Annotated in this window: 13 protein-coding genes; 4 read left to right on the top strand and 9 right to left on the bottom strand. The window is 72.4% G+C overall.

The window, feature by feature from the left end:
- Positions 1-66: 66 nt before the first annotated feature.
- From lipA to AB0J69_RS06435, 8 genes are all read right to left on the bottom strand, one after another.
- On the bottom strand, positions 67-996 hold the full coding sequence (lipA, locus tag AB0J69_RS06470) for a lipoyl synthase (RefSeq protein WP_364113531.1): 930 nt from the start codon (positions 994-996) through the stop codon (positions 67-69).
- 42 nt (positions 997-1,038) lie between these two features.
- Positions 1,039-2,022: a M48 family metallopeptidase gene (locus AB0J69_RS06465; protein WP_364113529.1), complete on the bottom strand. Its 984-nt coding sequence runs from the start codon at positions 2,020-2,022 to the stop codon at positions 1,039-1,041.
- A gap of 82 nt (positions 2,023-2,104) precedes the next feature.
- The gene (gene lipB / locus AB0J69_RS06460) at positions 2,105-2,800 is read right to left on the bottom strand and encodes a lipoyl(octanoyl) transferase LipB (RefSeq protein ID WP_364113527.1); all 696 of its coding nucleotides are present in this window, start codon (positions 2,798-2,800) and stop codon (positions 2,105-2,107) included.
- A 37-nt stretch (positions 2,801-2,837) separates the two neighbouring features.
- A complete protein-coding gene (locus tag AB0J69_RS06455; protein WP_364113525.1) occupies positions 2,838-3,575 on the bottom strand; it encodes a peptidase E in 738 nt (245 codons plus the stop codon).
- Between the two features lie 38 nt (positions 3,576-3,613).
- Positions 3,614-4,507, bottom strand: a complete 894-nt coding sequence (locus AB0J69_RS06450) for a TIGR01777 family oxidoreductase (protein WP_364113523.1) — start codon at positions 4,505-4,507, stop codon at positions 3,614-3,616.
- Positions 4,508-4,594: 87 nt separating this feature from the next.
- Positions 4,595-6,058: a 2-oxoglutarate dehydrogenase, E2 component, dihydrolipoamide succinyltransferase gene (sucB, locus tag AB0J69_RS06445; RefSeq protein ID WP_364113521.1), complete on the bottom strand. Its 1,464-nt coding sequence runs from the start codon at positions 6,056-6,058 to the stop codon at positions 4,595-4,597.
- Between the two features lie 38 nt (positions 6,059-6,096).
- Positions 6,097-7,461 carry a dihydrolipoyl dehydrogenase gene (lpdA, locus tag AB0J69_RS06440; protein ID WP_364113519.1) on the bottom strand — a complete coding sequence of 455 codons (1,365 nt, stop codon included), beginning with the start codon at positions 7,459-7,461 and terminating at the stop codon, positions 6,097-6,099.
- Positions 7,462-7,512: 51 nt separating this feature from the next.
- Positions 7,513-8,973, bottom strand: a complete 1,461-nt coding sequence (locus AB0J69_RS06435; protein WP_364113517.1) for a leucyl aminopeptidase — start codon at positions 8,971-8,973, stop codon at positions 7,513-7,515.
- Between the two features lie 105 nt (positions 8,974-9,078).
- Here AB0J69_RS06435 and AB0J69_RS06430 point away from each other — a divergent pair, with 105 nt between their 5' ends.
- The 3 genes from AB0J69_RS06430 to AB0J69_RS06420 are packed head-to-tail and all read left to right on the top strand — an operon-like array spanning position 9,079 to position 11,299.
- A complete protein-coding gene (locus tag AB0J69_RS06430; protein ID WP_364113515.1) occupies positions 9,079-9,426 on the top strand; it encodes a GntR family transcriptional regulator in 348 nt (115 codons plus the stop codon).
- Complete coding sequence (locus AB0J69_RS06425; protein WP_364113513.1) at positions 9,423-10,391, top strand: hypothetical protein; 969 nt, start codon at positions 9,423-9,425, stop codon at positions 10,389-10,391. Before AB0J69_RS06430 ends, AB0J69_RS06425 begins: the two co-directional genes overlap by 4 nt.
- Positions 10,388-11,299: a CPBP family intramembrane glutamic endopeptidase gene (locus AB0J69_RS06420; protein ID WP_364113511.1), complete on the top strand. Its 912-nt coding sequence runs from the start codon at positions 10,388-10,390 to the stop codon at positions 11,297-11,299. Before AB0J69_RS06425 ends, AB0J69_RS06420 begins: the two co-directional genes overlap by 4 nt.
- A gap of 46 nt (positions 11,300-11,345) precedes the next feature.
- Here the strand turns inward: AB0J69_RS06420 and AB0J69_RS06415 are convergent, their stop codons facing one another.
- Positions 11,346-12,284 carry an adenosylcobinamide-GDP ribazoletransferase gene (locus AB0J69_RS06415; RefSeq protein ID WP_364113509.1) on the bottom strand — a complete coding sequence of 313 codons (939 nt, stop codon included), beginning with the start codon at positions 12,282-12,284 and terminating at the stop codon, positions 11,346-11,348.
- 34 nt (positions 12,285-12,318) lie between these two features.
- Between AB0J69_RS06415 and AB0J69_RS06410 the strand changes: the two genes are divergently transcribed.
- Positions 12,319-13,119, top strand: coding sequence for an ATP-binding cassette domain-containing protein (locus AB0J69_RS06410; protein WP_364113507.1), 801 nt, complete (start codon positions 12,319-12,321; stop codon positions 13,117-13,119).
- Positions 13,120-13,187: the final 68 nt, after the last annotated feature.

Genomic DNA, 13,187 nt, shown 5'->3' with positions numbered 1-13,187 from the left:
CCACAGCACCGGCCCGACACGGAGCAGCCCCGGGACGCCGGGCGTTCCGGGGCTGAAGTCTGCCGGTCAGGCGGTCTGGCGGGCCTCGATGGCCTGCTTGTAGAGCTTGCCGGCCCGGTAGGACGAGCGCACCAGCGGCCCGGACAGCACGCCGGCGAACCCGATGGCCTCGGCCTCGGCCTGCAGCTCGACGAACTCCTCCGGCTTCACCCACCGCTCCACCGGGTGGTGGCGCGGCGTCGGCCGCAGGTATTGGGTGATCGTCAGCAGGTCGGTGCCGGCCGCGTGCAGGTCGCGCATGGCCTCGACGATCTCCTCGCGGGTCTCGCCCATGCCCAGGATCAGGTTGGACTTGGTGACCAGCCCGGCCTCGCGGGCCATCGTGATCACGCCGAGCGAGCGCTCGTAGCGGAACGCCGGGCGGATACGCTTGAAGATCCGCGGCACCGTCTCGACGTTGTGCGCGAACACCTCGGGCTTGCTGGAGAAGACCTCCTCCAGCTGCTCGCGGTTGCCGTTGAAGTCGGGCACCAGCAGCTCGACGCCGCAGTCGGGGAGCACCGCGTGGATCTGGCGCGCGGTCTCGGCGTAGAGCCAGGCGCCGCCGTCGGGCAGGTCGTCGCGGGCCACGCCGGTCACGGTGGCGTATTTCAGGCCCATCTGCTGGACCGACTCGGCCACCCGGCGCGGCTCGTCGCGGTCGTATTCCTTGGGCTTGCCGGTGTCGATCTGGCAGAAGTCGCAGCGGCGCGTGCACTGGTCGCCGCCGATGAGGAAGGTCGCCTCGCGATCTTCCCAGCACTCGTAGATATTGGGGCAGCCCGCCTCTTCACAGACCGTGTGCAGGCCCTCCCGGCGCACGAGCGATTTCAGCTCGGTGTATTCGGGGCCCGTCCTCAGCTTGGTCTTGATCCACGGGGGCTTGCGCTCGATAGGGGTTTCGGCGTTACGCACCTCCAGGCGGAGGAGCTTGCGGCCTTCAGGAGCAACGGTCACGTTCTCAGCTTACGTCTCCTGGGGAAGCGGCCCGCTCCAGGGTCAGGAGATGAGCCCGAAACCCCGGATCGCCCGGGTGTAGTGGGCCTGCAACTCCTCGTCGATCCGCTCCGACTCGCGGGTGCCGAGCAGCTCGGAGTGCGGGGGCGAGGGGAGCACGCCGTCGTCGGTGAGCTGGAACCTGGCCAGCGCGTCGCGCCTGATCGACGAGACGCTCTCGCCGCGCAGCGCCGCCGCCTGCATCGGCGCCAGGTAGCCGCCCGCCGCCAGCTCCTCCAGCTCGGCCAGCTCCTCCGCCGTGGCCACCCGCTGCGCCAGCGCCCGCTGCCTGGCCAGGGTACGGCTCTCACCCGCCCGGGCCAGCCGGGTCAGCGCGTAGCGCAGCAACAGCACCGGGCCGCCCAGCACCCGCCCGACCAGGCGGCCGAAGGCGCCCGCCACCTCGTACGTGGTGCCCGGGTGGTCCATCGCCCCCAGGGACGAGGCCGCGATCTTGGTCTGCGCCTCCTCCCTGACCTTCAGGGGCGCCGCCGCTCCCAGCAGGGCGTCCCGCCAGGACTCCAGCGTGGCCAGCGCCTCGCTCACCACCCGCTCGGCGCCGGTCGGGAGCCGCGCGTACGCCGTGGCCAGCACCGCCACCCGCTGCTTGGGCGGCAGCGCCAGCCACAGCGGCAGGCCGACGACCAGGACGGGGGTGCGCGCCAGGCCGACCCGGTCGTAGTGGGTGTGCGGGTCCAGGTCGCCGACCGCGACCTTCCTGGGCCGCTTGACGCCGACCCGGTCGGCCACCCGGTCCGCGGCCCCGTACAGCTCGGGGGCCGAGGCGCGGTCGAGCACCTCGGCGTCGGCGGGTAACCGGCCCAGACTGGGCCGCAGCGCCCAGCCGATGGCCAGGCTCACGGCGCCGAAGAGCCACGACAGGATCGAGCCGGGGGCCCGGATGATGATCCACCCGCCCAGCACCACGAAGGCCAGCGTCAGCAGGTGGACCACGAGCGCGAGCACAAGAGCGGAAAGGCGCTTCACACGGGCGATCGTAAGCCCGGGATCTCCGCGATTCCGCTGCCGTTGGATGCCGATTCGATTACCGGCCCCGTCAACGGCCGCGTCAACGGCCGCGGAGCAGGTCCTCCTCGTGGAGCTCGAACGCCTCCTTGCCGAGCGCCTCCGCCAGCCGCTTCTCCGCGATCGGCATGACCTCCTCGACCACGATGCGGCGGCCCGTCTCCGCCGACAGCGACGAGACGCCCACGTCGGGGAAGCCGCACGGGGCGATGCGGTTGAACCAGCGCGGGTCGTTGGCGCAGTTGAGCGCGAAGCCGTGCATGGTCACGCCGCGCGATACGCGCAGGCCGACCGCGCCGAGCTGGCGGTCGGGCAGGCCGAGCGCCGGGTCACCGGCAGCCCACACGCCGCCGCGGCCGGACACCCGCCGGGCCGTGACGCCGAAGTCGGCGCACACCTGGATCATCGTCTCCTCGAGGCGGCAGGCGTATGCCACCACGTCGGTGACGGCCACGATCGGATAGGCGACGAGCTGCCCGGGGCCGTGCCAGGTCAGGCGCCCGCCCCGGTCGACGTCGATGACCGGGGTGCCGTCGGACGGCCGCTCGTGGGGGGCCGTGCGCTTGCCCGCCGTGTAGACGGGCGCGTGCTCGAGGACGAGGACGGTGTCGGTGAGCTCTCCGGCGGCCCGCTTGCCGTGCACCCAGCGCTGCAGCGACCAGGCCTGCTCGTAGGGAACGTCGACACCAAGGCGGACGATGGCGAGTGCGTGGGGATCGTCCCCGTGGATGGGGCGCATGAGCCTATTGTGCCGTTCCCTCACCCTTGAAGGGTAATCAGGGGGTCAGGAGACGTGGCTCGATCCTGAACTCCTTTACCCTTCCAGCACCCTCGCTCTCCAGCCGGTACGCGTGCGCGCCCGGCTCGACGCTCACCGCCTGGATGAACTCGGTGCCCACGTAGTGCAGCCCGACGCCCTCGTCGGCGGCGTAACCGCCGGGCAGCTCGCCGCCGGCCACCGACTCCTGCAGCAGCGGCCGGCGCTGCGGCTCGGAGTTGTAGTGCACCCCGCACGAGTAGGGCAGCAGCGCCATCCCCTCGGCCCACACCCGCAGGTCGGGCCCGAAGGAGTCGGTGTTGCCCCCCACATGCCAGCACAGCGCGCCCGCGCTCTGCCCGGACAGCACCACCCCGGACCGCCATGCCTCCTCGAACGCCTCGTCGAGCCCGTGCAGCCGCCACAACGCCATCAGGTTTGCCACGCTGCCGCCGCTGACGTAGATCATGTCCTGCTCGAGCATCCAGGCCCGCGGATCGGCGACGTTGGGCATCGGGAAGACCGTCAGATGGCTCAGCTCGACGTCCCAGCCCGCGAAGGCGCCGTACATCTTCAGCACCCAGTCGGACGAGTCGCCCATCGCCGTGGCCACCAGCCCCAGCTTCGGCCGGTCCTGCCCGGTGAGGTCGAGCCCGTAGCGCAGCAGGAGGCTGGCCTCGATGCTGTTGTGGCGCCTGCTGGGGCGGAACGATCCGCCTCCGATGGCGAGGATGTGCGACTGTCCTGACCGGCTCATGTCAAGATTCTCCCACCTGCTGAAGGACGGACGGCACCCTACAGTACGGCGCGCAGCGCCTCGTCGAGACTCGTATGGGCGAAGCGATAGCCGCCGGCGGTCAGCTTGGCGGGCTTGATGCGGTGGCCCGGCAGCAGCGTCTCGCGGGCCATCTCGCCGAGCCCGGCGGCCAGCGCGAACGCCGGCACGGGGATCGGCATCGTGCCCCTGCGCAGGGCCTTTCCGAGCGTCCTGGTGAACTCGGCGTTGGTGACGGGCGTGGGGGAGGTGAAATTGACCGCCCCCACGATGTCCCGATTTTTCAACACATGTAGGGCGGCGCCCACCCAGTCGTCCACGCTGATCCACGACCAGTACTGCTTCCCCGACCCGAGCGGCGCCCCCAGCCCGATCCGGAAGATCGGCAACATCCGGCCGAGCGCCCCGCCGCTCCGGGTCAGCACCAGCCCCGTACGCGACCGCACGGTCCTGATCCCCGCCTCCTCGGCCCGCTCCGCCTCGCCTTCCCACTGCTCGCACATGTCGGCCAGGAAGCCGCTGCCCTTGGCCTGGCTCTCGTCGATCACCCGGTCGCCGGTGTCGCCGTAGAAGTCGACCCCGGAGGCCGACAGGAACACCTCGGGCGGCTTGGAGAGCCCTCGCAGGGCGTCGACCAGCACCCGCGTGCCCTGGACCCGGCTGGTGACGAGCTCGCGCTTGTACGCCGGGGTCCAGCGCCGGTCCGCGATCGACGCCCCGGCCAGGTGCACGACCGCCTCGGCGCCCTCCAGCGGGGCCAGGTCCACGACCTGCTCCGCGGGCTGCCAGAACGCCTCGTCGGCCCCGCGCGGCGGGCGGCGTACGAGCCGGACGACCTCCCGCCCCTCGCCCCGCAGCGCCGCCACCAGCGCAGTCCCGAGCAACCCCGACGCACCCGTCACGATGATCGCCATGTACTCACACTACGCCGCCCCGCCCCCGGACAGGCGAAAGGCCGGGCGGCCCCGTCGAGGAGCCCCCCGGCCGATCAGCGATCCGCCTTACGCGAGACCGAGCTGGGCCTCGAACCGGCCCTCCTCCAGACGACGCTTGATCGTCGTCAGGAAGCGCGCCGCGTCGGCCCCGTCGACCAGCCGGTGGTCGTAGGTCAGCGCCAGGTAGACCATCGACCGCACCGCGATGACCTCGCCCTCAGGCGTGTCGATCACCACCGGCCGCTTCACGACGGCGCCCGTGCCGAGCATGCCGACCTGCGGCTGGTTGAGGATCGGCGTGTCGAACAGCGCGCCCCGGCTGCCCGTGTTGGTCAGCGTGAACGTGCCGCCGGTGATCTCGTCGGGCGTCACCTGGTTGTTGCGGGTGCGCTCGGCGAGGTCGGTGATCTTGCGGGCGAGACCGGCCAGGTTGAGGTCGCCGGCGTTCTTGACGACCGCCGCGAGCAGGCCGCGCTCGGTGTCGACCGCCATGCCGAGGTTCTCCACGTCGAAGTACGTGACCTCGTTGGTCTCGTTGTTGATCGTGGCGTTCAGCTTCGGGTGCTGCTTGAGCGCCTCGACCGTGGCCATCGCGAAGAACGGGGTGAAGGTCAGCTTCACGCCCTCGCGGCGCAGGAAGTCGTCCTTCGCCCGCGCCCGCAGCTGCGCGATCCTCGTCACGTCGACCTCGACGACCGAGGTGAGCTGCGCCGCCGTCTGCAGCGACTCGACCATGCGCTTGGCGATCGTCTGACGCAGGCGCGTCATCTTCTCCGTACGGCCGCGCAGCGTCGTGTCGACCTCCACCGGCTCGGGAGCCGCGGCGACCGGGGCGGCCTGCGCGGCGGGAGCCGGAGCGGCGGCCGGGGCGGCGGCGGGAGCCGGGGCCGCGGGCTGGGCCGCGACGGCCTTCTCGCGCTGCGCCTTGGCGGCCTCGAGGACGTCCTGCTTGCGGATCCGGCCGCCCACGCCGGTGCCGTTGATGCTGTCGAGGTCGACGCCGTGCTCGTTGGCGAGCTTGCGCACCAGCGGCGTCACGTAGGGGCTGTCACCCGAGGACGGCAGCGGCGTGGGCTCTGCGGCCGGGGTGGTGGCGATCGGCGACGGCTGCGCCGGGGGAGCGGCCTGCGGCGCGGGGGCCGGGGCAGGCGCGGGGGCCGGGGCGGGCTGCGCCGGAGCGGGCTGCGGGATCGAGGAGGCCGGGGGAGCCGGCGCGGGGGCGGGCTCGGGCTCCGGCTCGGGAGCCGGCGCGGGGGCCGCCTCCGGTGCCGGAGCGGCGGCGCCCGGCTGGGCGTTCTCGTCGATGATGGCGAGCTCGGCGCCGACCTCGACCGTCTCGTCCTCAGCCACGACGATCTTGGTGAGGACACCCGCGGACGGCGACGGGATCTCGGTGTCGACCTTGTCGGTCGACACCTCGAGGAGCGGCTCGTCGGCCTCGACGCGCTCGCCCTCCTTCTTCAGCCAACGGGTTACCGTGCCCTCGGTCACGCTCTCGCCGAGCTGGGGCATCTGTACGGAGACCGGCATCGTTATTCTTCTCTCGCGTTCTGATCTCGAGGGCTGGACTAGTTGTGTACGTGCAGCGGCTTGCCGGCCAGGGCCAGCATCGCCTCACCGACTGCCTCGGACTGCGTCGGGTGTGCGTGGATGAGCTGGGCGACCTCTGCGGGCAGCGCCTCCCAGTTGTAGATCAGCTGGCCTTCGGTGACGAGCTCCCCGATGCGCCTGCCCACCATGTGGACACCGACGACGGGGCCGTCCTTCTGGGCGATGACCTTCACGGCGCCCGAGGTGCCGAGGATCTGGCTCTTGGGGTTGCCCGCGAGGTCGTAGACCTGCTCGACGACCTCGATGCCGCGCTCGGCCGCCTGCGCCGAGGTGATCCCGACCGAGGCCACCTCGGGGTCGGAGTAGGTGATGCGCGGCACGCCGGCGTAGTCGATGGGCGGCGGGTTGAGACCGGCGATGTGCTCGGCCACCATGATGCCCTCCGCGAACCCGGCGTGCGCCAGCTGCAGGGTGGGGATCAGGTCGCCGATGGCGTAGACGCCGGGCACGGACGTGCGGCAGTGCTCGTCGACCACGACCGCGCCGCGCTCGATGGCGATGCCCTGCTCCTCGAAGCCCATGCCCGCCGACACCGCGCCGCGGCCGACCGCGACGAGCAGCAGCTCGGCGTCGAGGGTCTTGCCGTTGGCCAGCGTGACGACCACACCCGTCTCGGTGGTCTTGGCGCTGTCGAAGAAGACGCCGAGCTCGTATTTGATGCCGCGGCGGCGGAAGGCCCGCTCCAGCAGCTTGGAGCTGGACTCCTCCTCGGTCGGCAGCAGGTGCGGCAGCGCCTCGACGATCGTGACCTCCGCCCCGAAGGAGCGGTAGACGCTGGCCAGCTCGACGCCGATCACGCCGCCGCCGAGCACGATCACGGAGGTGGGCACGCGGTCCATCCTGAGCGTGTGCTCGCTGGTGATGACGCGCTCGCCGTCGATCTCCAGGCCGGGCAGCGACTTGGGGGCCGAGCCCGTGGCCAGGACGATGTTGCGGCCCTCGTAGACCTCGGAGCCGACCTGGATCCGGTTGGCGCCGACGAGGCGGCCCTCGCCCTCGACGATCGTCACGCCCGCGCCCTTCAGCAGGCCCTGCACGCCCTTCCAGGCGCGAGTGACGATCTTGTCCTTGAAGGCGTGGACGCCCTGGACGTCGATGCCCTCGAAACGCGCCTTGACGCCGAAGGACTCGCTCTCGCGGGTCTCGTCGGCGACCTCGGCGGAGTGCAGCAGGGCCTTCGTGGGGATGCATCCCCTGTGGAGGCAGGTGCCGCCGATCTTGTCCTTTTCGATCAGGGCGACCGACTTGCCCAGCTCAGCCGCCCGAAGCGCGCAGGCGTAACCGCCGCTGCCGCCCCCTAGGACGACGATGTCATAGGCCACAGGAGTGCTCCTTGTCGGGGTGTTCGTGATGCCGTCATCTTTTCATTTGTTTCAGATGCTCGCGTGCCGCTCTGCGAGTCCGATCAGGGTCCGGGTGATGGCGCCGGTGCCGCCCTTCGGGGTGTAACCGTACGGCTCGCCCTTGTTGAAGGCGGGCCCGGCCATGTCGATGTGGGCCCAGCGCACCCCGTCGGGCACGAACTCCTTCAGGAAGATTCCCGCCGCCAGCATGCCGCCCCAGCGCTCGGGGTGGAGGTTGGCGATGTCGGCGATCGGCGAGTCGAGACCCTTGCGCAGCTCCTCGGGAAGCGGCATGCCCCACGCGCTCTCGCCGGCGGCGCCGGCGGCCTCGACCACCAGCTCCCTGACGGCGTCGTCGTTGGCCATGATGCCGGCGGTGCGCCAGCCGAGCGCGACGATCTGGGCGCCCGTGAGGGTGGCGACGTCGACGATCACGTCGGGGCCGTCCTCGGCCGCGCGCGCGATGCCGTCCATGAGCACCAGGCGGCCCTCGGCGTCGGTGTCGAGCACCTCGACGGTCTTGCCGCTGTAGCTGTGGATGACGTCGGAGGGGCGCTGGGCGGTGCCGCTCGGCAGGTTCTCCGCCAGGCAGAGGTAGCCGACGGCGTTGACCGGCAGGCCGAGCCGGGCGATGCCGATCATCGCGCCGAGCACGGCGGCCGCGCCGCCCATGTCGGACTTCATCCAGTCCATGGCCGCCGCCGGCTTGAGCGACAGGCCGCCCGAGTCGAACGTGATGCCCTTGCCCACGAACGCGAGCGTCTTGCCGGCCTCCGGGTGGCTGTAGGCCAGGCGGACCAGGCGCGGCGGGTTGGCCGAGCCCTGGCCGACGCCGACGATGCCGCCGTAGCCGCCGTCCTTGAGCTGCTTGTCGTCCAGCACCTCGACGCTCAGCCCGGCCTTGCCGCCCACCTGCTCGGCCAGCTCGGCGAACTTGGCCGGCCACAGGTCGGAGGGAGGCGTGTTGACCAGGTCGCGGACCAGGGCGACCGACTCGGCCAGCACGCTCGCGCGCTCGGCCGCGTGCCCGGACTCGCCGGAGACCACCGTGAGCTCGGCGACCGGCGCCTTCTGCTCGCCGTTCGTGCGGTAACGGGAGAAGGCGTACGCCCCGAGCAGCCCGCCGAGCGCGACGGCCTCGGCCTGCTCGGCGGTGGCCGCGGGCAGGGCGAGCGCGGCGCGGGAGGTGCCGGCCAGGGAACGCACGGCGGCGCCGGCGGCGCGGCGCAGGCCCTCGAGGTCGGGGGAGTCGCCCAGGCCCACGGCGACCAGCAGCGGGGCCGCGATCGCGCCGAACGTCGGCAGCTTCACCAGCTCCCCGGCCTTGCCGGAGAACCCGACGGCGTCGAGCGAGCCGGCGAGCCTGCCGCCGAAGGCGGCTTCCAGGGACTCGGCGCCCGACGCGGGGGCGTTGCCCGGCCCGAAGCCGACAATCAACGCATCGGTGTCGATGGAGACTGGATCTGCTGAGTTCAGCCGCACAGTGGTCACGTAAACCGATGCTATCCACGGTTTCTGCGTACTCACAAACAGGGGTTCATCCTACCAATCATCGGTCAGCATTCTGGGATGAATGGTGCTATTGTCATTAGCACCATGCTGCTGACGCTCGATCTCAACGACGCCAGGCCCCTGCACGAGCAGGTGGCGGGCGCGATCCGCCGTGCCATCGGAGAGGGTGCGTACCGGCCGGGCGACCGCCTGCCGCCGGCCCGCGACCTGGCCGAGGCGCTGGGCATCAACCCCAACACCGTGCTGCGCGCGCTGCGTGACCTGCGAGACGAGGGGCTGCTGGAGTTCAGGCGCGGCCGCGGCGTCAGCGTGGCCGGCCGCGCCGACGGCCGCGCCCTGCTCGCCCAGCGGGCGCGCGAGCTGCTGGAGGAGGCCAAGAAGCACGGCTACAGCCGTGACGACCTCATCGCCATCCTGGAGGAACTGACATGAGAGCCCGTGTGGTCGCCGTCGCGTGGTGGCTGATCGTGGCCGGTGCGCTGGTCCTGGCCCCCTTGGGGCTGCGCGACCGGCTGCCCGATCCCATCGCCACCCACTGGGGGACGTCGGGCGCCGTGCCCGACGGGTCGAACTCCCTGACGGGACACGTGCTCGTCGCCGAGGTTCTCTGGGCCGTGCTGTGGCTGGTCTTCTTCGTGCTCGGCCTGCGCACGCAGGGGCGGCGGGTGCAGCGGATGACCTGCTGGGGCTGCCTGGTCGGGCTGGGCGTGCTGCTGCTCGGCACGACCGCCTCGACGCTGGCCGTCAACCTCGACGCCTCCGATTGGCGGGAGGCCCTGCTGCCGGGCTGGCACATCCCGGCGGTCCTCGCCGCCATGACCGCCACCGGGGCCCTGGCCGCGTACGCGGTCAGGGGCGCGCCCGACCAGCCGTCCGCCGGGAGCCAGGCGCCGCCCGTGTTCAGGCTCAGGCCGGGGCAGCGGGCGGTCTGGGTCAGCCGCGTCGTCAACCGGTGGCTGGCGGCCATCGCCTTGGCCGCACTGGCCGTCACCGCGGTGCTGGCCGTGCTCGCCCTCTCGGGGCTGCTCCCCTCGGGCGTGCCGGCCGCCGCCCTGTCCGCGTCCGTCATCGTGCTCGTGGTCGGGCTGGCGACCGCGTCCGCCACCGTCATGGTCGGCGACGATGCGGTCACGATCGGCTTCGGCCCGCTCGGCCGGCCGAGACGCATGATCCCGCTGTCCAGGATCGACGCGGCCTGGCGGGAGGAGCGCGTGCCGGGCGACGTCGGAGGTTGGGGCTTCCGCGGCGTGCCCGGGAACGCCACCATCATGCTGCGCGGCGGCGAATGCCTGGTCCTCCGCTACCGTACGGGCGGTCAGCTGGCGATCAGCGTCGACGACGCCGAGCGCGGCGCATCCCTCATCAACGCCCTCATCGCGGAGCGTGTCCAGCCATGAAAAGACCCCTGCTCGTCTTCATCGTCCTGGCCTTCGGGCTGTCCTGGGCGGCGGCGCTGCCCCTGTGGCTCGGCGGCGGGCTGAGCTCGCCGCTGACACAGGCGCTGGCCACGCTGATGATGTTCACGCCGGCCGTCGGCGTGCTCGGTGCGTGGGCCGTCTCGCGCACGCCGTTCCGCGAGTGGGCCAGGGAGACCGGCCTCACGCTCGGGGAGCGCAAGGGGCGCACCGGCCTGCTCGTCCTGACCGCCTGGCTCGGCGTGCCGCTGCTGGTGTTCGTGGCCATGGGGATCAGCGCCGCCCTGGGGCTGGTCTCGCTGGACCTCGACGGGCTCAGCCTCTACCGGGAGGCGATGGAGGCCCGCGGCGTGCAGGCGCCCGCTGACATGGGCACGGTGGCCCTCCTGCAGATCGTGATCGGCGTCGCGGCGGGACCCGTGCTGAACGGCATCCCGGCGCTGGGGGAGGAGTGGGGCTGGCGGGGGTGGCTGGTGCCGCGGCTCGTCGCCACCAACGGCGTGCTCGCCGGGCTGCTCATCTCCGGCTTCGTCTGGGGCCTCTGGCACGCCCCGCTCACCTTGCTCGGCTACAACTACCCGAGGCTCGGCTCCTGGGCGGCGCTGGCCTTCATCGGCTTCTGCGTACTGGCCGGCGTGCTGCTGGGGTGGCTGCGGCTGCGCACGGGCAGCGTGTGGCCCGCGGTGGTGGCGCACGCCTCGCTGAACGCCATCGCCTCGGTCGCGCTGCTGCTCGGCGACGCCTCCGACCCGCCGAACGAACTCCTGGCCGGGATCACCGGCGTGGTGGGGTGGCTGCTGCTGGCGGTGCTGGGCGCGGTCGTGCTCCGCTTCTACCCGGTACGCCCGCAGCAGCCCCGGCCGGCCGAGTCCGCCGAACCGGTGGCCTGATCGCCCGGCCGGGAGCCCGCGCACCCGGCCGCCGCGTCCGCGAGGCTCAGCCGAGGATCGCGGACACCACCAGCGTGGTGGCCGTGGCGGTCTCCACGAGCGCGCCGAGCACGTCCCCGGTGATCCCGCCGAGGCGGCGCCTGGCGTGCCGGAGCACCAGCAGCGCGGCGCCGAGCCCGGCCAGCAGCGCGACCGGCGCCACCAGGAGGCCCGTGAACCCCGCCGCTCCGCACTCGACGCTCGCCGACAGCATGCCCATCGGGTACTCGGACTCCATGTCGTAGTAGCGCAGGCCGGGCTCGTCCGCCTGCGGGCACGCGCCGGCGAGAAAGGGCTCGGCGTAGGTGACGGACAGCTCGCGGCCCCAGCCGGCAGAGCCGTCGCCGCCCCAGGCCCACAGACCCGCGCCGGGGGCGGAGAGCATGCCGATCACGGCGGCGGCGAGCAGCGCGGCCAGGGTGGCGAGCCAGGCGGTGGGACGGCGTACCGTGCCCGCGACCATCGCGCCCAGCCCGTCGGGGCGGGCGGCGGGCACGCCGGACCGGCAGGCCCACGTCAGCGCCAGCCGCCCCGCCACGCAGGCCGTCACGAGCGCCCAGAACCCCGCGTCGGCGAGCGCCACGACCTGCACGATCAGCGTGAGCACCAGCGTCATCACGCCGAACGGCCCGATGTCCGACTTTTTCATGATGTCGAGCGCCTGCGGCGGCGGCTTGCCGCTGCCCAGGCCGTCCGCGAGATCGGCCAGCCCGTCGAGATGCAGCCCCCGGGTCAGCAGGGCCAGCAGCCCGAGCGCCAGCACCGCTCCCAGCAGGGGCGGCGCGGGCAGCAGCAGCGGCAGCGCGGCGACCAGGCCGAGCGCCAGCCCGACGGCCGGGGCCAGCACCATCGCCTGCCCCGCCACCTGCCGATCCACTCGTTCGACGCGAACGGGAAAGGCGCAGAGCGTGCCCACAGCGAACCTCAGCCCGTCCATCAGTCGCATAACGGACGATCCTAGGGCCCACTAGTGTGGCGGGATGCACGTGGTTGAACTGGAAGGCGTAGGTGTCCGGGTTGTCGGCAAATCGCTGCTGGACGGCGTCGATTGGCAGGTGGACTACGGCGACCACTGGGTGATCCTCGGGCCCAACGGCGCGGGCAAGACGACCTTGCTGTCGCTGGCGGCCGCCGTTCGGCACCCCAGCGAAGGAGCGGTCAGGGTGCTCGGCCACCGGCTCGGCCGGGTCGACGTGCGGGAGCTGCGCCGCCACATCGGCCTGGTCGCCGACAGCCAGCACCTGATCGACGAGGAGCTGATGGAGGAGGAGGGCGCGACCGCGCACACCGTGGTGCTCACCGGGCACACGGGGACGAGCGCTCCGCTGTGGGACAAGTACGGCGACGCCGAGCGCGAGCGGGCCCACCGGCTGCTGGCCGACCTGGGCTGCAAGGACCTGGCGGACCGGAAGTTCCGCGTCTGCTCGCAGGGGGAGCGGGCCAGGATCCGGGTGGCCAGGGCGCTCATGGCGGACCCGGCGGTGCTGCTGCTCGACGAGCCGTTCGCGGGGCTCGACCTGCCCGCGCGCGAGGACCTCATCACCGCCGTCGAGGACCTCGCCACCACCAGGCCCGTGCTCACGACCGTGACGGTGACGCACCACGTGGAGGAGGTGCCCGCCACGACCACGCACGCCATGCTCATGCGCGACGCCAGGGTGCTGGCCGCCGGCCCGGTGGCGGACGTGCTCACCCCGGCCCGCCTGAGCGACTGCTTCGGCCGCGCCCTGAACGTGGACCGCGTGGAAGGCCGCTGGTACGCCAGAGCGGCCCGCCGGTAACCTCCGGTCACAGCTCCAGCAAGCGCCCGGTAACTTCCGATCACGGCTCCAGCAGGCGCCCGGTAACT

It is taken from the genome of Nonomuraea sp. NPDC049709 (assembly GCF_040674815.1).
In the GTDB taxonomy this organism is placed as follows: Bacteria; Actinomycetota; Actinomycetes; order Streptosporangiales; family Streptosporangiaceae; genus Nonomuraea.
Note: the sequence above shows the minus strand (reverse complement) of the source record. Positions and strands in the feature narration are given on the sequence as shown.

Coding starts and splice junctions, on each gene's coding strand:
- sucB (WP_364113521.1), bottom strand. CDS start 6,058: ATGCCGGTCTCCGTACAGATGCCCCAGCTCGGCGAGAGCGTGACCGAG.
- AB0J69_RS06430 (WP_364113515.1), top strand. CDS start 9,079: ATGCTGCTGACGCTCGATCTCAACGACGCCAGGCCCCTGCACGAGCAG.
- AB0J69_RS06455 (WP_364113525.1), bottom strand. CDS start 3,575: ATGAGCCGGTCAGGACAGTCGCACATCCTCGCCATCGGAGGCGGATCG.
- AB0J69_RS06450 (WP_364113523.1), bottom strand. CDS start 4,507: ATGGCGATCATCGTGACGGGTGCGTCGGGGTTGCTCGGGACTGCGCTG.
- AB0J69_RS06415 (WP_364113509.1), bottom strand. CDS start 12,284: ATGCGACTGATGGACGGGCTGAGGTTCGCTGTGGGCACGCTCTGCGCC.
- lipB (WP_364113527.1), bottom strand. CDS start 2,800: ATGCGCCCCATCCACGGGGACGATCCCCACGCACTCGCCATCGTCCGC.
- AB0J69_RS06425 (WP_364113513.1), top strand. CDS start 9,423: ATGAGAGCCCGTGTGGTCGCCGTCGCGTGGTGGCTGATCGTGGCCGGT.
- AB0J69_RS06410 (WP_364113507.1), top strand. CDS start 12,319: ATGCACGTGGTTGAACTGGAAGGCGTAGGTGTCCGGGTTGTCGGCAAA.
- AB0J69_RS06420 (WP_364113511.1), top strand. CDS start 10,388: ATGAAAAGACCCCTGCTCGTCTTCATCGTCCTGGCCTTCGGGCTGTCC.